Here is a 17,475-nt window from a genome sequence, read left to right as displayed (position 1 = left end):
GGGCATCGGAGCGTGCGGGGTGCCGGTCGAAGCGTGCGGGGCAGTATTCCGGACCGTCGCCGGCGAGCGCTTGATCGGACTCAATTCGGGGGCCTCAGTTCAGGGCGATCCGCAGCGCGGCGGCCGCGGCGACCGGGGCCAGGAGCAGACTGGCGACCAGTCCGGCGCCGAGCAGCAGCAGCGCGCCTGACGGGTCCAGCCCCTGCGACGCGGCGACGACGCTTCCCGCGCCGAAGACCAGCACCGGCACATAAAGAGGCAGCGCCAGCAGGGCCACAAGTATACCGGAGCGCTTCATTCCGACGGTCAGCGCGGCGACCACCGCACCGATGAGACTCAGCAACGGTGTGCCGAGTGCGAGCGATGCCATCAGTACCGGCAGTTGGGCGGCGGGCAGGTGCAGGAGTAGCCCGAGGATGGGTGTCGCGATCAGGAGCGGCAATGCGGAGGTGGCCCAATGCATGGCGGTGCGGACCAGCACCAGCCACGGCAGCGGGACCGGCGCGAGCATCCACTGCTCGAGCGAGCCGTCCTCGGCGTCGGAACGGAACAGGCTGTCGAGCGACAGCTGCCCGGCGAGCAGCACGGCGAGCCAGAGCACGGCGCTGGCGACCCTGGACAGCAGCTTGTCCTCAGCGCCGAGGGCCAGCGCGAAGAGGACGACGACCAGCACGGCGAACATCGCGGGCTGCAGGGCGTCACTGCGGCGGCGCCAGAGCAGGCGGAGGTCGCGACGGATCAGCGCCGCTGCGGATGTGGCAAGGCTCGGGCGCGGCGTCACGATGCGCGCTCCAGATGCAGCAGTCGCGTGCGCACGGGCGGTGCGGCATAGGCGCCGTGCGTGGTCAGCAGCGTTGCGCCGCCGTCGTCGAGATGCCGCCGGATCAGGCGGTTCACCAGCTCGATACCGTCGAGGTCGAGGTTGGCGTACGGCTCGTCGAGCAGCCAAAGCGGCGCCGGCGACAGCCACAGGCGCGCGAGAGCCAAGCGCTTTCTCTGACCGGCGGAGAGCTGGCGCGCGAGCTGGTCTTCGTAGCCCGCCAGACCGACGAGATCGAGCGCTTCAGCCGCATCGAGCCCCGCGCGACGGCCCTGCAGCCCCGCCATGCAATCGAGATTTTCCAGCGTCGACAGGTCGCCCTTGAGCCCGGGCAGATGGCCGACGTAACCGATCACGCCCGCGCGTTCGGCGGGTGTCGCATGGCGGCCATGGATGCGCACTTCGCCGGCGTCAGCGCGGAGCAGGCCCGCGAGCACGCGAAGCAGCGTGGTCTTGCCGGCGCCGTTCTCGCCCTGGACGAGCAGCGCTTCGCCTACGTCCACGGACACGTCGAGCGGCCCGAAGACGGGCTCGTCGTCGCGCGAGAAGGAGAGGCCGGTGGCGTCGAGCAGCGGCGGGCGAGGGGCGTCGGGCATCGGCGTGTCGGACGGCCGATGGCCGCAGCCGCTCATTCTATCCAGTCGACGTCCGCGAGATCGGCGCCGGGCGGGCGCGGCATCAGCATGTGCAGCCGCACCGGTTCGCCGGCCAGCCACGCGAGGATGCCGGCCTGATCGAACTGGCGGCCCAGCGCGTCGGCGCGATGGGGGTCGAGACCGGCGATCAGCCAGCCCGCTTCGCGGTGGCCGCCGTCGGGCGCCTGCGCCCAGGTGCGGCGGTAGTCGACGCCCAATGCGTCCATGCGCGCGACCAGCACGTCGTCGGACTCCGCATTCTCCGTGACCGGGTGCGATTCGGCGTCCGGATTCCATGCGGTGATGAACGCATAGCTCGACGCCGGCAGCCGCGATTCGACCTCGGGCACGCGTTCGCCGACGCCGAATTCAATTGGTTCGCCACCGAGTTCCGCGCAGTAGCGGGCGCTCGCGAATGCGCGTGCGAGGCCGATCGGATCGTCCTGCGATGCACCGTCGTTCGTCCTGTCGTCGCTCATGCCGTCCTCCACGTCCATTACGTAAACTCGAAAGCCCTTCGAACGACCCCGCGCCGAATGACGCCCGACACCAAGCTGCCCAAGGTCGGTACGACCATCTTCACCGTGATGTCCCAACTGGCCGTCGAACACGGCGCGGTGAACCTCGGGCAGGGGTTTCCCGACTTCGATGTTCCCGCACGGCTCGTCGACGCACTGGCACGCGCGATGCGCGATGGCCGCAACCAGTATTCGCCCATGACGGGCGTGCCGCCGCTGCGTGCCGCGATCGCGCATAAAACCGAGCGCTGCTACGGATATCGTCCCGATGCGGATGCCGAAGTGACGGTGACGTCCGGCGCGAGCGAAGCGATCTTCGATGCCGTGCACGCGGTGGTGTGTCCGGGCGACGAGGTCATCGTTCTCGATCCCTGCTACGACTGCTACGAGCCGGCGATCGATCTGGCAGGCGGAGTCGCGGTGCATGTCGCGCTCGATCCCGAGACCTTCGCGCCCGACTGGGCGGCGATCCGCGCCGCGGTGACGCCGCGCACGCGCATGATCATGATCAACTCGCCGCACAACCCGTCGGGCGCGATGTGGACGGCGGACGACATGCAGCAGCTGATCGCGCTGCTCGACGGCACGTCGATCTACCTGCTGTCCGACGAGGTGTACGAGCACATCATCTTCGACGGTCGCCGACACGAGTCGGCGTTGCGTTATCCCGAACTTCGTTCGCGTGCGTTCGTGGTGTCGAGCTTCGGCAAGACGTATCACTGCACGGGCTGGAAGATCGGTTACTGCATCGCGCCCCCGGCGTTGTCGGTCGAATTCCGCAAGGTGCATCAGTACAACACCTTCTGCACGTTCACTCCGGCGCAGTTCGCGTTCGCCGAGATGATCGAAGCCGAGCCGGAGCATTACGAACAGCTCGGCGCGTTCTACGAAGCCAAGCGCGATCGTTTCCGCGAACAACTGCTGACGACGAAGCTGCGTCCGCTGCCGGTGCCGGGCGGCTATTTCCAGCTGGTCGACTATTCCGCGGTGAGCGATCTGCCCGACGCGGAGTTCTGTCGCTGGCTGACGATCGAGAAGGGCGTCGTCGCCATTCCGCTCTCGCCGTTCTACGGCACGCCGCCGGCCGGGCAGCGCCTCGCGCGCCTGTGCTTCGCCAAGAACGAAACCACGCTCGACGCCGCCGTCGCGCGTCTGCAGGCGCTCTGAGGTTCACATGTCCACCGAATACCGCATCGCCGATGCACGCAACCCGCTTCGCGTCAGCCTGGTGCAGGGCGAGACGCGCTGGCACGACCCGGAAGCCAACCGCGAGTACTACGGCGACCTGATCGGCGCGCTGCACAACATCACCGATCTCGTCGTACTGCCGGAAACGTTCACCAGCGGCTTCTCCAACGACGCCATCGACCGCGCCGAAACCATGGACGGCCCGACCGTGCAATGGATGCGCGACTGGGCGAAGGATCTGAATGCCGCAGTGACCGGCAGCGTGCAGTTGCGCACCGACAACGGCGTCAGCAACCGTCTGCTGTTCGTGACGCCCGATGGCGACGTGCAGTACTACGACAAGCGCCACCTGTTCCGTTACGCGGGCGAGCACGAGCGCTACAGCGCAGGCCGCGACCGCCTGACGCTGGACTGGCGCGGCTGGCGCATCTGTCCGCTGGTCTGCTACGACCTGCGCTTCCCGGTGTTCTCGCGCAACCGTTTCGACGTCGAGCGCAAGGAAGATCTCGATTACGACCTGCTGCTCTACGTCGCCAACTGGCCCGGCGTGCGCGGTCATGCATGGCGCACATTGCTGCGTGCACGTGCGATGGAGAATCTGTCGTATGTCGCCGCGGTGAATCGCGTCGGCACCGACGGCAACGGGCTGGTCTACGCCGGCGACAGCGCGGTGATCGATTTCCTCGGCAATCCGCTCAGCGAATGCGCGGACATGGAAGTGGTCAGCACGACGACGCTGTTCCTCGAGGAACTGCACGCGCACCGCAAGCGCTTCCCCGCAATGCTGGACGCCGACCGCTTCGAACTGCTGTAACGCGCGTCGGCCTCAGACGAGGCCGGTGAGGTAGTAGAGCCCGATCACGACGAGCACCGCAGTCGTTTTGATCACGGTGACCGCAAAAATGTCGCGATAGGCCTGGCGATGCGTCAGGCCGGTAACGGCCAGCACCGTGATCACCGCGCCGTTGTGCGGCAGCGTGTCCATGCCGCCGGATGCCATCGCCGCGACGCGATGCAGCACCTCCATAGGAATTCCCGCTGCATTCGCCTGCGCGATGAACTGCTGCGCCATTGCCGCAAGGGCGATACCCATGCCGCCGGACGCGGAGCCCGTGATGCCGGCGAGCGACGTCACCGTGACCGCGGTATTGAGCAGCGGATTCGGAATCGACGAAAGCGCGTTCGACACCACGAGGAAGCCGGGCAGGGCGGCGATTACCGCGCCGAAGCCGTATTCCGATGCCGTGTTCATGGACGCCAACAACGCACCGCTGATCGCCGCACGACTGCCTTCGACGAAGCGCGACGCCACCGGCCGCCACGCGAGCACCAGCACGCTGACGATGCCGATGAGCAGCGCGCCTTCGACCGCCCACACGCCGGCGACCTTCGTCACTTCCTGCACGACGGGTGCGGCGTCGCCGATCACCGCAGGGTCGAACGATGTCGACTTGCCGTAGAAGCCGGGAATCCACGCGCTGAATAGGCGATTCGCGACGCCGACCAGCACCAGCGGAAGCAATGCGACCCATGCGCTCGCGAGGCGATCGCCTTCGAAGCGCACCGGCTCGTTCACCAGCGTTGCGGGGTCGCCATAGCCTTCGCCGGCCGCAGCGGCCTTGCGACGTCGTGATTCGAGATAAAGCAGACCGACGATGAGGATGAACACGCCGCCGAGGCTGCCGAGAATCGGCGCGGCCCACGTGGTCGTGCCGAAGAACGTCGTCGGAATGATGTTCTGGATCTGCGGCGTGCCGGGCAGCGCGTCCATCGTGAACGTGAATGCGCCGAGCGCGATCGTGCCGGGAATCAGGCGCTTCGGGATATCGCTCTGGCGGAACAGCTCAGCGGCGAACGGATACACCGCGAACACCGCGACGAACAGCGACACGCCGCCGTAGGTCAGCAGCGCGCAGACGAGGACGATCGACAGGATCGCGCGGCCCGCACCGACCACGCGGATGGTCGCGGCGACGATCGACCGCGAGAAACCCGACAGCTCGATCAGCTTCCCGAACACCGCGCCCAGCAGGAATACCGGGAAGTAGAGCTTGAGGAAGTCCACCATCTTGGCCATGAACAGGCCGGTGAACATCGGCGGCACCAGCGATGGATCGGTGAGCAGCACCGCGCCGAGCGCTGCGACGGGCGCGAAAAGAATCACCGAATGGCCGCGGTAGGCCACGAACATCAGGAAGGCCAGCGCAGCCAGCACGATCAGGAAGGCCATCTAGGCTCTCGTCCCCAGGATGCGCGCCAGTATCCGGAGCGGCCACGCCGCCGGCATTGTCCGAACGTACAACTGCCGGCCGCGGTGGACGCCGACTACCGTGCACCGCATCAGGGCGCGTCCGCCCTTCGATCACGCCATCCGGTCACTGGGGAGAGTCCTTTGATGCGCCGCAAGAACGTCAGCCGTACCCATCTGTGCCTCGCCATCGCATGTGCGCTGCTGGCGCCTGCCGCGTACGCACAGGACACGACCGCCAACGCGAACGCCGCGTCCGACACCACGAACAGCGATGGCGAGCGCCAGCTCGACCGCATCAAGGTCACGGCACGCAAGCGCGAAGAAACGCTGCAGGAAGTGCCGGTGGCAGTCACCGCATTCACCGCGGATGCGCTCGACAAGCTCGACGTGCGCGACCTCGCCGATCTCGACGCGCAGGTGCCGAACCTCACCATCTACGCGGCACGCGGCTCGACCAGCACGGTCACCGCCTACATCCGCGGCGTCGGCCAGGCCGATCCGCTGTGGGGCGTCGATCCGGGCGTCGGCATCTATCTCGACGACGTCTACCTCGCGCGTCCGCAGGGTGCGCTGCTCGACGTGTTCGACGTCGACCGCATCGAAGTGCTGCGCGGCCCGCAGGGCACGCTGTACGGCAAGAACACCATCGGCGGCGCGATCAAGTACATCTCCAAGGGCCTGCCCAAGCAGCTCGACGGCTTCGGCTCGATCACGGTCGGCAACTACAACCAGCTCGACGTGAAAGCCGGCATCGGCGGCCCGCTGTTCGGCGAAGACAGCGGCCTGCGCGGTCGCGTGTCGGTGGCCAGCATGAATCGCGACGGCTACGGCACGAACCTTTACACGGGCCAGGACGTCAGCGACAAGGAGATCAACGCGGCACGCATCGAACTCGGCGCGTTCGCCAGCGACGATTTCGACGTGCGCTTCGCCTTCGACTGGATGGACGACCAGTCCGGCGTGCGTGGCGCGCAGATGCTCGCACCGAATCCGCTCGCACCGGCCTATCAGCCGATGAGCAGCCGCTACGACATCCGCAGCGGCATGGGCAACGTCAACGACACGGTGATGAAGGGCGGCTCGATCACCGTCAACTGGAAGCTCAACGACAACTTCGCGCTCAAGTACGTCACCGCGAAGCGTGAGTCCGACACCGACACCAACATCGACTTCGACACCACGCCGCTGCCGCTGGTCGACGTGCACGCGCTGTACTTCGACAACCAGGTCAGCAACGAACTGCAGCTCAACTACGACGCGGGCAAGCGCAGCCGCGGCGTCATGGGCCTGTACTGGTTCAACGGCGATGCCGGCGGCCAGGTGCTCAACCACTTCTACAACCCGCTGCTCGCCACGTCGCTGACCAACCCGCTGTTCGGCGACACGCAGGGCTACGTCAACACGAAGTCGTTCGCGGTGTACGCGGACTGGACGTTCGACCTGACCAGCGCGCTGAAGCTCGACGTCGGCGCTCGCTATACCGACGAAGACAAGCACGCCGTCGCGCTCAACCGCTTCTACACGAACGGCAATTACACGACGTCGTGGGGCACCGCGGCGAACTTCGACAAGACGGTCAACTTCAAGAACGTCTCGCCGAAGGTCTCGCTGGATTACCAGATCACGCCGGGCATCATGGTCTACGGCCTTGCATCGCGCGGCTTCAAGTCGGGTGGCTACAACATCCGCGCCAACACCACGGCGGTGCCGCGCTCGGGTGAGCCGTTCGGCGACGAGTCGGTCGACAGCTTCGAGCTCGGCAGCAAGATGTCGCTGCTGGACGAGTCGCTGTTCCTCAACCTCGCGTACTTCCACAACAGCTACAAGGACATCCAGCTCTCGGTCTTCACCTCGTACACGCTTCCGAACGGAAGCCAGAGCTTCTTCGGCGACTTCACCAATGCCGGCAAGGGCACGGTGCAGGGCCTCGAAGTCGAATACCAGTGGTTGCCGACGCAGCACTGGGCGGTCAGCGGCAACCTCGCGTGGCTGGATGCAAAGTACGACGAGTTCATCACCGCCGGCGTCAACGTCGCCGACTCGCAGCGCTTCACAAACGCACCGGATTTCTCGGGCGCGCTGAACCTCGAATGGCGCACGCCGCTCGACAACGGCGGCAACCTGTCGGCACGCCTCGGCTACGCCTACCAGACCGCCGTGTGGCCGACGACCGACCTGAGCCCGGCCATCCGCCAGGGGGCGTACGGCCTGGTCAACGCCGGCGTGATCTGGAAGGCGAACGATGCCTGGTCGCTGTCGCTGCAGGGCTCGAACCTGACCGACACCAAGTACCGCACCACGGGCTACAACATCGCGGCGTATGGCGTCCTCACCGGCTTCTACGGCCCGCCGCGCGAGTATTCGCTGACCGCAAGGTACGACTTCTGACCGACGCCGAAGGCGGTCGGAACCGTGACGGCGGGCCCCAGTGGCCCGCCGTTGTTTTATGCGCGACGTGCGTGCAGCCGCGCCGCGGCGCGACTAAGCTCGCAGGGCAGGGGACGACCGCCCGCGACGCACGCGAGTCCGCACCACACATGTCCACGTCATCGCGATGCTGAACGCCGGCATCGTCACCGCCGCGAGCCTCGCTTGGCTCGGCCTGATGTTCGCCGCGGCGCTGCAGGCCGAGCGCCGGCCCGCGCTCGCGTCGCGACACTGGCGCTACGTCTACGCGCTGTCGCTCGCGGTGCACTGCACGTCGTGGACGTTCTACGGCACGGTCACGCAGGCCGCGCGCTACGGCTGGCCGGTGCCGCCTACGTTCGTCGGCGCGATCCTTCTGTACGGGCTCGGCATCGGCGTGATGTTGCGGCTGTCGCGGCTTGCGCGCGATACGAATGCGGCGTCGCTGGCGGATCTGATCGCGACGCGCCTGGGCAAGGACGCGTGGCTCGCCGCGACGGTGACACTGGTCGTGGCGCTCGGGCTCGTTCCGTATATCGCGCTGCAGTTGAAAGCGGTCGCGATGAGTTTTTCCACGCTGTCGGCAGGGCGCGTGTCGAGCGGCGGGCCGCCGTGGCGCGACAGCGCGCTGTACGTCGCCATCGTGCTCGCCGTATTCGCCATCCTGTTCGGCGCGCGCCATGCGAAGGCGACGGAACACAACCGCGGGCTCGTGTTCGCGATGGCGCTCGAGTCGGTGTTCAAGCTCGGCGCGATGCTTGCCGTCGGCGCGTATGTGCTGTTCGGTCTCGATGGTGCGCACCTGCCGGCGCCGCCGACGGAGCCCGCGGCATCCGGCGGTTTCGCGCCGTTGGTGGTACTCGGTGCGCTGGCAATGTTCATCCTGCCGCACCAGTTTCACGTCGCCGTGGTCGAGTGCCAGGAAGACCGCCACATCCGCACCGCGCGCTGGATGTTTCCGCTGTACCTGCTGCTGATCGCGCTGCCGGTGCTGCCGCTCGCGCGTGCGGGTGCGGCGCTACTCGGCAATAGTGTGCCGTCCGACCTCTACGTGCTTGCTTTGCCGCTGTCGCAGGGGCACGAAGGACTCGCGCTCACCGCGTTTCTCGGCGGCCTCAGCGCTGCGACGGGCATGGTCGTCGTCAGTACGCTCAGCCTGAGCCTGATGATCGGCAACCACTGGTTCGCCCCCGGACTGCTGCGCGGCGCGTGGAATCGCAGTGGCGATGGCGACCTCAGCGGCAGCGTGCTCGCGTTGCGGCGCACCGGCATCGTCGTGGTGATGCTGCTGGCGTGGGCCTACAGCCGCGTCATCGCGGGCAGCGAAGCGCTGGCGGATGTCGGTGCGGTGTCGTTCTCTGCGCTCGCGACGCTGGCACCCGCGCTCGCATTCGCCGTGTGGCGGCCGCAGACGCCGCCTCGCGCGGCGCTGGTCGGCATCCTCGTGGGATTCGCGACGTGGGCATGGGTGCTGGTCGCACCGTCGTTCCTCGATGCCGACACCGTTGTCCATGGGCCGTCGGGCATCGCGTGGTTGTCGCCCGACGGCCTCTTCGGGCTGACCGGGTGGACGCGGCTCGGGCGAGCGGTCGGCGCCAGCCTGTTCATCGGCACCTGCGCGACGCTGATCGGCGCTGCATCGTGGAGCGGCACGCCACGACGTGCGTATCGCGGCCTGGATGCGGCGACATTGCGTGCCGCCGGCCTTCGCTTCCTGCCCCGTGAGCGCGTTGCGCAGTTGCTGCAGGGTGTGGGTGCAGGTCCTGTGCCGGCGCCGGTCGAAGAGCGTGTCGAGCGAGAACTGGCCGGTGTGCTCGGTGCCGCGTCGGCACGCGTGCTGCTCGACGCCGTGCGTCGCGAATCGCGCGATCTCGAAACCGTCGCAACCATCGTCGGCGAAGCCTCGGCGGACCTGCGCTTCAACCAGCGTGTGCTCGAAGCGGCGCTGCAGAACATGAGCCAGGGCATCAGCGTGGTCGACGCGGAGTTGCGGCTCGTCGCGTGGAATCGCCGCTATGCGCAGCTGTTCGGGTTCCCCGACGAACTGCTTCGCGTCGGTCGACCGATCGCGGATCTTGCGCGCTGGGCGATGCGCGGGCTCGCGTTCGACGGCGACATCGAACGCGCGCTCGATCGACGCCTCGCATTCATGCGCGCGGGCACGTTGCATCTCTCCGAGCGCGTGCTCCACGACGGCAGCATCATCGAGATCCGCGGTAACCCGATGCCGGGCGGCGGATTCGTCGCGACCTTCACCGACGTCACTGCGTTCCGACGCGCCGAAGCAGGCCTTCTGCTCGCGAACGAAACGCTGGAACAGCGCGTCGCCGAGCGAACGGCGGCGTTGCAGGTGGCGACGCGCGAAGCCGAGCGAGCGAACCACGCGAAGAGTCGTTTCCTCGCCGCGATCGGCCACGACCTGATGCAGCCGCTGCACGCGGCGCAGCTGTTCGTGGACGCACTCGGCGACGGTCTCGACGATCCGAAGCAGCGCGCGACCGTCGCGCAGGTTCGCGGCGCGCTGGAGTCGACCGTCGAACTGCTGTCCGGCCTACTCGACATGTCGCGGCTCGAAGCGGGCGGGCTGGTGCCGCAGCCGCGTGCGTTTGCTCTCGCCGATGTACTCGATCCGCTCGCATCCGAGTTTCAGGCCATCGCCGCCGCGCGCGGCCTTCGCTTCCGTTACGTGCGCAGCGCGATCTGGGTACGCACCGATCCGCAATTGCTGCGTCGCGTGCTGCAGAACTTCCTCGCCAATGCCGTGCGCTACACGTCCGACGGAACGGTGCTGCTCGGTGCACGCCGCATCGGCAACAGGGTTCGCATCGAAGTGCACGACACCGGCCCCGGCATCGCTCCAGCGCGGCAACGCGAAATCTTCGAGGAGTTCCGCCGCGGTGACGACGCGCCGGGGCAGGGGCTTGGCCTCGGCCTGTTCATCGCGGACCGCATCGCCGCATTGCTCGAGGTGCCGCTCGACCTGCGCAGCACGCCCGGGCGCGGCACGATGTTCGCGATCACGCTCGACGCCACGCCGACGCCGCAACGTGCGCCGGTGCCGGCGATTCCGCAGCGTCTATCAGGCCTGCGCGTGCTCCTGCTCGACAACGATGCCGCAGCACTGTCTGCCACGCGTTCATTGCTCGAACGCTGGGGCTGCGAAGTCGCTGCAGCACGCGACCGTCGCGAAGCCATCGCGGCCTGCGAGGCGATCGATCCCGCGTTGTGGTTGCTGGACTACCACCTCGACGACGGCGACACGGGTCCCGACGTCGCGCGCCTGCTGGAAGGGCGTTTCGGCGCGCGTCCCACCCTGGTCGTCAGCGCGGATGCGAGTCCGGACGTGCGCGGCCGCGTGGAAGATTGCGGCTATCACCTGCTCGCCAAGCCGCTCAAGCCGCTGGCGTTGAAGTCGATGCTGGACCGCCTGGTGGTCGCGGGCGAACGCCCGGTCGCCGCGTCGGACTGATCAGGGCGCGACGAGCCGCGAAGGGTCGCTGAGTTCGAGCTCGCGCAATACGACGCTCGCCTGCGTTCGATTGCGCACGCCGAGCCGTTCGAAGATCGCGGAAAGATGCGCTTTGACCGTTCGTTCCTGCACGTCGAGTCGATCAGCGATCTGCTTGTTGAGCAGGCCCTGCGCGACGAGCGTTAGCACGCGGAACTGTTGCGGCGAGAGGCTCGCGAGACGCGCGGCCAGGTCGGCGTCAGTCGACGAACTCTGGGTACGCGCGACAGACGCACGAAGTACCGCGGGCAGCCACTGTTCGCAAGCCAGCACTGCGCGGATCGCATCACGCAGCTCGTCGAGCCCCGAACTCTTCGGCAGGTAACCCGCGGCGCCGTGATCGAGCGCGCGTCGCACCACGCGCGGATCGTCATTGGCCGAAACGACGACAACCGCGACATGCGGATACTGCGCACGAACCGCCGCAAGTCCCGCAAGCCCGTGATTCCCCGGCATGTGCAGGTCGAGCAGCACGAGGTCAATGTCGGGCTCGCGCTCGAGAACGGACAATACGCCGTCGAGCGAATCCGCTTCATGCACGATCAAACCGTCCACGGCATCGCGCGCCGCACCACGGAGTGCGGCGCGGAACAGCGGGTGGTCGTCGGCGACGAGAAGCGCGGGCATTACTGGACCGTCCAGCCCCCGTCGACATCGATCGTGTGGCCGGTGACGTTGCGCGCGGCCGACGACATCAGGAACGCGGTGATGGCCGCCAGTTCCTCGAACGTGATGAACACGCCCTTGGGCATCGGCTTGAGCATGACGTCGCTGACCACCTGCGATTCCGGAATGCCGCGCGTCTTCGCCTGGTCGGCGATCTGCTTGTCGACCAGCGGAGTCTTCACGTAGGTCGGGCAGATGGTGTTGATGGTGATGTCGGTATCGCTGGTTTCCAGCGCGATGACTTTCGAGAAGCCGAGCAGGCCGTGCTTCGCCGCGACGTACGCGCTCTTGAACGGGCTCGCGACCAGCGAATGGATCGAACCGATGTTGACGATGCGACCGAAACCGCGCTCGCGCATGCCGGGTAGCACCGAACGCGTCAGGCGCGCGACGCCGATCAGCATCACCTGCACCAGCAGTTCCCACTTCTCCATCGGGAAGTCTTCGAGCTTCGACACGTGCTGCAGACCGGCGTTGTTGACCAGCACGTCGATCGGCCGCGAGACCGCAGCCGTCACGGCCGCGACGCTGGCGTCCGAGGTCACGTCGAGCGCATGCGCTTCCGCGCCGTGGCCTTCGTCGCGAATGGCTTTGGCGACCGCATTGGCCGCGTCGACGGACAGATCCGTCACGATCACATGGTGGCCGTCGCGCGCGAGCTCGGTCGCGATGCCGGCGCCGATGCCGCTGCCGGCGCCGGTGACCAGCACGCAACGCTGCGTGGAAGCGAATTGGGTCATGGAGTCCTCCTGCGCCCAGCCTACCAATGCACGGTGCCTGCTGCGTGGTACGAACGTACGATGCCGCGGCGTCGGCCGCTTGCTAGGGTTGGCGTCATGAACACGACCCGATCTTTCGCGACGCTGCTGTGCGCGGGCGCCATGGCGCTGACCGCCGGCTGCGCCAGCCTTCGACAGGACACCCGGATGGACGCCTTCGCCGAACCCCGCGTCACCGTGCACCGCGATGGCGACGACCTGCTGACCGCCGGCCTCGGCCTGACCGGACTGCGCGGTGCCGCACCCGCGTTCGCCGACGCCGCGCATCCGACGCCAGCCGAACTTCGCCGCCGCGCGATCTGGTCGAACTGGCACGGCATTGCTGATCTCACGCCCGCGGGCGGTTACGGAACGTTGTACGGCTCGACCGCGAACGCGCCCGGTCGTGAGTACGCCACGTTCGCGCGCGTGCCCGGCGCATCGCAGCTGCATCGCGTCACCGTCCAGGTGCCGGATTCCTTCGATTCGAAGCGTCGCTGCATCGTCGTCGCGCCGGCATCGGGTTCGCGCGGCGTGTACGGCGCGATCAGCGTCGCCGGCGCATGGGGCCTGCCCAAGGGTTGCGCGATCGCCTACACCGACAAGGGCGCCGGCACCGACTATTTCGATCTGGACGCGGGGCAGGGCATCGCACTCGACGGCACCGTGCAGGCGGCTGGCATCGCGCCGCTCGCCTTCGAGCCGACACAGCGCACGGGTCACGGCATCGCCTTCAAGCACGCGCATTCGGGTGACAACCCCGAGAAGGACTGGGGCCTGCACGTGAAGCAGGCCGCCGAGTTCGCGTTGCGCGCGCTCGACGACGCGTTTCCGCAGCAGGCGCCGTTCCGCTTCGACAACACGAAGGTCATCGCGGTCTCGATCTCGAACGGCGGTGGCGCCGTGCTGCGCGCCGCGGAACTGGATGGCGACTGGCTCGACGCGGTCGTCGCGGGCGAACCCAACATCAACGCGGGCGACGCGCCGCCCCTGTACGACATCGCGACGGAAGCGGCGTTGCTGATGCCGTGTGCGTTGTCGCATCTGCAGGTGCCGCTGCCGCCGACGGCCGGGCCGAAGTGCGGCGAAATCGCGGACGCGGGTCTGGTGAAAGGCGCGACCGATGCCGATCGCGCGCGCGATGCCTACGATCAACTGCACGCGCGTGGCTGGACCGATGACGCGATGCGCACCGGAGGCCTCAGCGTCGCGTTCGATCTGTGGAAGGCGGTCGCTGCCACGTATGCATCCTCATACGGACGATTCGCGCCCGATGCGCATCCCTGCGGCTTCACCTTCTCCGCGATCGATGCGTCAGGCGCACCGCGTCCCGCAACCGATGTCGAACGCGCCACGTGGTGGGCCGACGCCACCGGCATTCCGCCGGGCGTGGGCGTGATGCTTTTGCCGCCGAAGCAGGCGCCGATCGATGCGCTCCGTTGCCTGCGCGGCCTATGGACCGGTACCGGCGACGCGGCCGACCGCGTGCGCGCCGGCATTCGCGAGACACGTGCGTCGCTGCCGCGTGCGGGAATTCCGATCATCGTCGTCCACGGTACCGACGATGGTCTCATCCCCGTCGCGTTCACCAGCGCGCCTTACGTCAAGGCGGCGCAGGCAGCGGGTCGCGACGTGCGCTTCTGGCAGGTGCGCAACGCGCAGCACTTCGATGCGTTCCTGCAATTGCCGCCGGTGGGTGCGCGCTACGTGCCGCTGCTGCCGTACGTCTATGCGGCACTCGATCGCACCTGGGCGCACCTGTACGACGGCGCGCCGATGCCCGGCGATGCGTTGATCCAGACGACGCCGCGCGGTGCGGATGCGGAACTCACCGCGCGACACCTCGCAGTGCCGACGCCGTAATCGCATCGGCGGTCCGACGACGCATCGCGCCGACGTCGAACCACCCAAGCACCAAATAAAACGGCCGCCCTGGGGGCGGCCGTTTTCGTCAATCAGGTTCGCGGACCGCGGTTTCCGCCGCCGCCGCCCGGGCGCCCACCGCCACCGGGACGACCGCCACCACCCGGTCGCGGACCACGCGGGCCGCCCGGAGCGCCACCCGGCGGACCGGAACGCGGCGGGCCCGAACGCTGCGGACGCGGGCCGCGCGGACGGTCGTAACCGCCGGCACCCGGGTTCGCATGATCGGACGGGAAGCTCGGTGCATTGCCGGGATGACCATAGGGATGCGAGCGCTGGCCACCCGGCTTCGGGCCACCCGGCTTGCGTCCGGCGCCTGCACCGTAAGGACCGGCCGCGCCGCCACCGGCACGATCGTCGCGCGGACCGCCCGCTCGGCCACCACCGGGACGACCGCCCGGCTGGCCACCGCCACCGCCGTACGGACCGCCACCACCACCGGCGCGATCGCCGCCGAAGCCGCCACCGCCCGGACGTCCACCGCCACCGGGGCGACCGGCACCCGGACGACCACCCGACGGGTCGCCAGCGCGATCGTTACGGAAGCCGCCACCCGGCGCGCCACCGGGACGCGGACCGCCCGGCTTGGCGCCGTACGGCTTGCGCGGGCGGGCACCGTCCGGATTGCGATGCCCACTCGGACCGGTCTCGACGCCATCCGGCACGTACCACGTGCGGAACGCGGCGGGATTGCCTTCGGGCAGGGCGCGCGAACCCTTGTCGGAGCGCGGCTTGAATGCCTTGTTGGCCTGCTTGGCCGCCGCCTCGCCGCTGACCGTCAGGCCACCGTGCTTGCGCGGGCCGCCACGGCCACGACCGCGATCTTCGCGGACGTGGTCGAAGCGACGCAGCTCGCGACCTTCATCGGCCGACGTGTTGTGCCCACCGACGTAACCGGTCTGCGTGCGCTCGCCGGAGAAATGGATGGTCGACTTGCCGGCACGGCGCTGGCCGATGACGGGCTGCAGCGTGAGCGCCGACGGTGCGCCGTCTTCCAGGCCGAGATCCATGCGCAGTTGTTCAACGCGTGCGGTCGGCAGTTCCTGCGACTGGCTACGCAGCAGTTCGCGCGGCAGCTCGACGCCGCCGTAGCGCACGCGCTTGAGGCGGCTGACCTGGCAACCCTGCGATTCCCACAGGCGACGCACTTCGCGGTTGCGGCCTTCCTTGACCACGACTCGGTACCAGTCGTGCGACTCGCTGCCGCCGATCTTCTCGATCTCGTCGAACTTCGCCGGGCCATCGTCCAGCTGCACGCCCTTGGCGAGGCGCTCGATGACGTCGTCGGCGACGGTTTCCTGGCCTTCCGGTGCACGCACGCGGCAGACGTATTCGCGCTCGACTTCCTTCGACGGATGCATCAGCGCATTCGCGAGTTCGCCGTCGGTCGTGAGCAGCAGCAGACCGGTGGTGTTGATGTCGAGGCGGCCGATCGCGATCCAGCGCGCGCCCTTCAGCGGCGGCAGCGCTTCGAAGATCGTCGGGCGACCCTCGGGATCTTCGCGCGTGGTCACTTCGCCTTCCGGCTTGTTGTACATCAGCACGCGCGGCGGCTCCGTCAGCGCACTCGCGACGAACTGGCGGCCGTCGATGTCGACCTTGTCGCCGCCGCCGATGGACATGCCCACCGTCGCGACTTCACCGTTGACCTTGACCAGGCCGTCGGCGATGCGCTGCTCCAGCGCGCGACGCGAGCCGAGGCCCGCCTGCGCGAGCACCTTGTGCAGGCGCTCTTCCATTCGCGGCGCGGGCGCCGTGGGCTGTTCGCGTCGCAGCGTGAGCTTGCGATTCTTTTCTTCACTCATTTTCGTTTGACTCCGCCGCATCGTTCGATGCGGTCGTTATGTCGGGAACGGTCGTCGTCTCGACGGCGTTGTCTTGCTCGTGATCGTTCTCGTGTACCGCGCGCTCGCCCGGCGCGGCTTCGGGATCGACGTCGCCATCGGCGTCGTCTGAGGTTTCGTTGTCTTCGTCTTCGTCGACATCGCTGTCGTCGAACTGGATGGGGCGTTCGCTGCGGAAGTCGAGGTCCGCATCGTTGTCGTCGTCGCTTTCGTCGTCGGCATCGTCCGCGTCGACATCCGTCGCATCGACGGCATCACCGGCCGCGTCGTCGACGCTGCTCTCGTCAGCAACTTCGCCGTCGTCGTTCGCCGCATCCGCCGGCTGGTTCGAATCGTTGTCGGCCTGCGCGTCATCACCGACGCCACCGACCGCGATCGACGGCGCGACACCCGCCGCATCGTCGAACTGCAACTGCGGCTCGAGCTCGCCGATGTCCTTCAGCTCCGACAGCGGCGGCAGCTCGTCGAGGCGCTTCAGGCCGAAGTAGTCGAGGAACTGCTTGGTCGTGCCGAACAGGGCAGGGCGGCCGGGAACGTCGCGATGGCCGACCACGCGGATCCATTCGCGCTCTTCCAGCGCCTTGATGATGTTGCTGCTCACCGTGACGCCGCGAACCTGTTCGATCTCGCCGCGCGTGATCGGCTGGCGGTAGGCGATCAGCGCAAGCGTCTCCAGCGTGGCGCGCGTGTAGCGGGTCTGGCGCTCGGTCCACAGGCGCGAAATCCACTGGTGCACGTCGGCCTGCACCTGGTAGCGGAAGCCCGAGGCAACCTCCACCAGTTCGACGCCGCGCGTCGCGGACTCGGCCTGCAGGTGTTCGATCGCCGTTTCGATCATGTCGTTCGGCGCCGGCTGGTCCTCGGGAAAGAGGTCGCGCAGTTGCGCCAGCGACAGCGGCTGGTTCGATGCCAGCAGCGCCGCCTCGATGATCCGGTTGATCAGCGTCTGATCCATTGA

At 67.9% G+C, this 17,475-nt stretch carries 13 protein-coding genes; 5 read left to right on the top strand and 8 right to left on the bottom strand.

The annotated features are described in order from the left end of the window. Window positions 1-94 precede the first annotated feature (94 nt). Genes ccmB through ACVWWW_RS09745 form a run of 3 tightly spaced genes read right to left on the bottom strand, consistent with a single transcriptional unit; the run spans window position 95 to window position 1,934 of the window. Window positions 95-784 (bottom strand): heme exporter protein CcmB, encoded by a 690-nt coding sequence (gene ccmB, locus ACVWWW_RS09755; RefSeq protein ID WP_027082203.1) that lies wholly within the window; start codon window positions 782-784, stop codon window positions 95-97. Next, on the bottom strand, window positions 778-1,416 hold the full coding sequence (gene ccmA / locus ACVWWW_RS09750; protein ID WP_027082204.1) for a heme ABC exporter ATP-binding protein CcmA: 639 nt from the start codon (window positions 1,414-1,416) through the stop codon (window positions 778-780). The genes ccmB and ccmA overlap by 7 nt, the downstream gene beginning before the upstream one ends. Window positions 1,417-1,448: 32 nt before the next feature. Continuing rightward, the gene (locus ACVWWW_RS09745) at window positions 1,449-1,934 is read right to left on the bottom strand and encodes a DUF3293 domain-containing protein (protein ID WP_196804327.1); all 486 of its coding nucleotides are present in this window, start codon (window positions 1,932-1,934) and stop codon (window positions 1,449-1,451) included. 57 nt (window positions 1,935-1,991) lie between these two features. Here ACVWWW_RS09745 and ACVWWW_RS09740 point away from each other — a divergent pair, with 57 nt between their 5' ends. After that, complete coding sequence (locus ACVWWW_RS09740) at window positions 1,992-3,140, top strand: pyridoxal phosphate-dependent aminotransferase (RefSeq protein WP_027082205.1); 1,149 nt, start codon at window positions 1,992-1,994, stop codon at window positions 3,138-3,140. Window positions 3,141-3,147: 7 nt separating this feature from the next. Then, window positions 3,148-3,975, top strand: coding sequence for an amidohydrolase (locus ACVWWW_RS09735; RefSeq protein ID WP_051234822.1), 828 nt, complete (start codon window positions 3,148-3,150; stop codon window positions 3,973-3,975). 12 nt (window positions 3,976-3,987) lie between these two features. Here ACVWWW_RS09735 and ACVWWW_RS09730 read toward each other — a convergent pair whose 3' ends face one another. After that, window positions 3,988-5,391 (bottom strand): GntP family permease, encoded by a 1,404-nt coding sequence (locus ACVWWW_RS09730; RefSeq protein ID WP_027082207.1) that lies wholly within the window; start codon window positions 5,389-5,391, stop codon window positions 3,988-3,990. 165 nt (window positions 5,392-5,556) lie between these two features. Between ACVWWW_RS09730 and ACVWWW_RS09725 the strand changes: the two genes are divergently transcribed. Further along, a complete protein-coding gene (locus tag ACVWWW_RS09725) occupies window positions 5,557-7,800 on the top strand; it encodes a TonB-dependent receptor (RefSeq protein WP_027082208.1) in 2,244 nt (747 codons plus the stop codon). 166 nt (window positions 7,801-7,966) lie between these two features. After that, window positions 7,967-11,287, top strand: coding sequence for a hybrid sensor histidine kinase/response regulator (locus ACVWWW_RS09720; protein ID WP_027082209.1), 3,321 nt, complete (start codon window positions 7,967-7,969; stop codon window positions 11,285-11,287). On the opposite strand, the gene ACVWWW_RS09715 is transcribed toward ACVWWW_RS09720, so the two are convergent. Together ACVWWW_RS09715 and ACVWWW_RS09710 are read right to left on the bottom strand one after the other, a co-directional pair. Continuing rightward, the gene (locus ACVWWW_RS09715) at window positions 11,288-11,953 is read right to left on the bottom strand and encodes a response regulator transcription factor (protein ID WP_027082210.1); all 666 of its coding nucleotides are present in this window, start codon (window positions 11,951-11,953) and stop codon (window positions 11,288-11,290) included. After that, the gene (locus ACVWWW_RS09710; protein ID WP_027082211.1) at window positions 11,953-12,732 is read right to left on the bottom strand and encodes a 3-hydroxybutyrate dehydrogenase; all 780 of its coding nucleotides are present in this window, start codon (window positions 12,730-12,732) and stop codon (window positions 11,953-11,955) included. Before ACVWWW_RS09710 ends, ACVWWW_RS09715 begins: the two co-directional genes overlap by 1 nt. A 96-nt stretch (window positions 12,733-12,828) precedes the next feature. Between ACVWWW_RS09710 and ACVWWW_RS09705 the strand changes: the two genes are divergently transcribed. Then, a complete protein-coding gene (locus ACVWWW_RS09705; RefSeq protein ID WP_081671964.1) occupies window positions 12,829-14,613 on the top strand; it encodes a 3-hydroxybutyrate oligomer hydrolase family protein in 1,785 nt (594 codons plus the stop codon). 92 nt (window positions 14,614-14,705) lie between these two features. Here the strand turns inward: ACVWWW_RS09705 and ACVWWW_RS09700 are convergent, their stop codons facing one another. Both ACVWWW_RS09700 and scpB read right to left on the bottom strand, forming a co-directional pair. Beyond that, a complete protein-coding gene (locus tag ACVWWW_RS09700; RefSeq protein WP_027082212.1) occupies window positions 14,706-16,478 on the bottom strand; it encodes a pseudouridine synthase in 1,773 nt (590 codons plus the stop codon). Beyond that, window positions 16,471-17,472: an SMC-Scp complex subunit ScpB gene (scpB, locus tag ACVWWW_RS09695; RefSeq protein ID WP_027082213.1), complete on the bottom strand. Its 1,002-nt coding sequence runs from the start codon at window positions 17,470-17,472 to the stop codon at window positions 16,471-16,473. The genes ACVWWW_RS09700 and scpB overlap by 8 nt, the downstream gene beginning before the upstream one ends. Between the last annotated feature and the right edge of the window lie 3 nt (window positions 17,473-17,475).

The sequence above is a fragment of the Lysobacter sp. HA18 genome, assembly GCF_054057595.1.
This window is presented reverse-complemented; position numbering and strand designations above follow the sequence as displayed.

What these genes read in the sequence shown, in the direction of transcription:
- ccmA (WP_027082204.1), bottom strand. Translation starts at nt 1,416, where the DNA reads ATGCCCGACGCCCCTCGCCCGCCGCTGCTCGACGCCACCGGCCTCTCC.
- ACVWWW_RS09745 (WP_196804327.1), bottom strand. Translation starts at nt 1,934, where the DNA reads ATGAGCGACGACAGGACGAACGACGGTGCATCGCAGGACGATCCGATC.
- ACVWWW_RS09740 (WP_027082205.1), top strand. Translation starts at nt 1,992, where the DNA reads ATGACGCCCGACACCAAGCTGCCCAAGGTCGGTACGACCATCTTCACC.
- ACVWWW_RS09735 (WP_051234822.1), top strand. Translation starts at nt 3,148, where the DNA reads ATGTCCACCGAATACCGCATCGCCGATGCACGCAACCCGCTTCGCGTC.
- ACVWWW_RS09730 (WP_027082207.1), bottom strand. Translation starts at nt 5,391, where the DNA reads ATGGCCTTCCTGATCGTGCTGGCTGCGCTGGCCTTCCTGATGTTCGTG.
- ACVWWW_RS09725 (WP_027082208.1), top strand. Translation starts at nt 5,557, where the DNA reads ATGCGCCGCAAGAACGTCAGCCGTACCCATCTGTGCCTCGCCATCGCA.
- ACVWWW_RS09720 (WP_027082209.1), top strand. Translation starts at nt 7,967, where the DNA reads ATGCTGAACGCCGGCATCGTCACCGCCGCGAGCCTCGCTTGGCTCGGC.
- ACVWWW_RS09715 (WP_027082210.1), bottom strand. Translation starts at nt 11,953, where the DNA reads ATGCCCGCGCTTCTCGTCGCCGACGACCACCCGCTGTTCCGCGCCGCA.
- ACVWWW_RS09710 (WP_027082211.1), bottom strand. Translation starts at nt 12,732, where the DNA reads ATGACCCAATTCGCTTCCACGCAGCGTTGCGTGCTGGTCACCGGCGCC.
- ACVWWW_RS09705 (WP_081671964.1), top strand. Translation starts at nt 12,829, where the DNA reads ATGAACACGACCCGATCTTTCGCGACGCTGCTGTGCGCGGGCGCCATG.
- ACVWWW_RS09700 (WP_027082212.1), bottom strand. Translation starts at nt 16,478, where the DNA reads ATGAGTGAAGAAAAGAATCGCAAGCTCACGCTGCGACGCGAACAGCCC.
- scpB (WP_027082213.1), bottom strand. Translation starts at nt 17,472, where the DNA reads ATGGATCAGACGCTGATCAACCGGATCATCGAGGCGGCGCTGCTGGCA.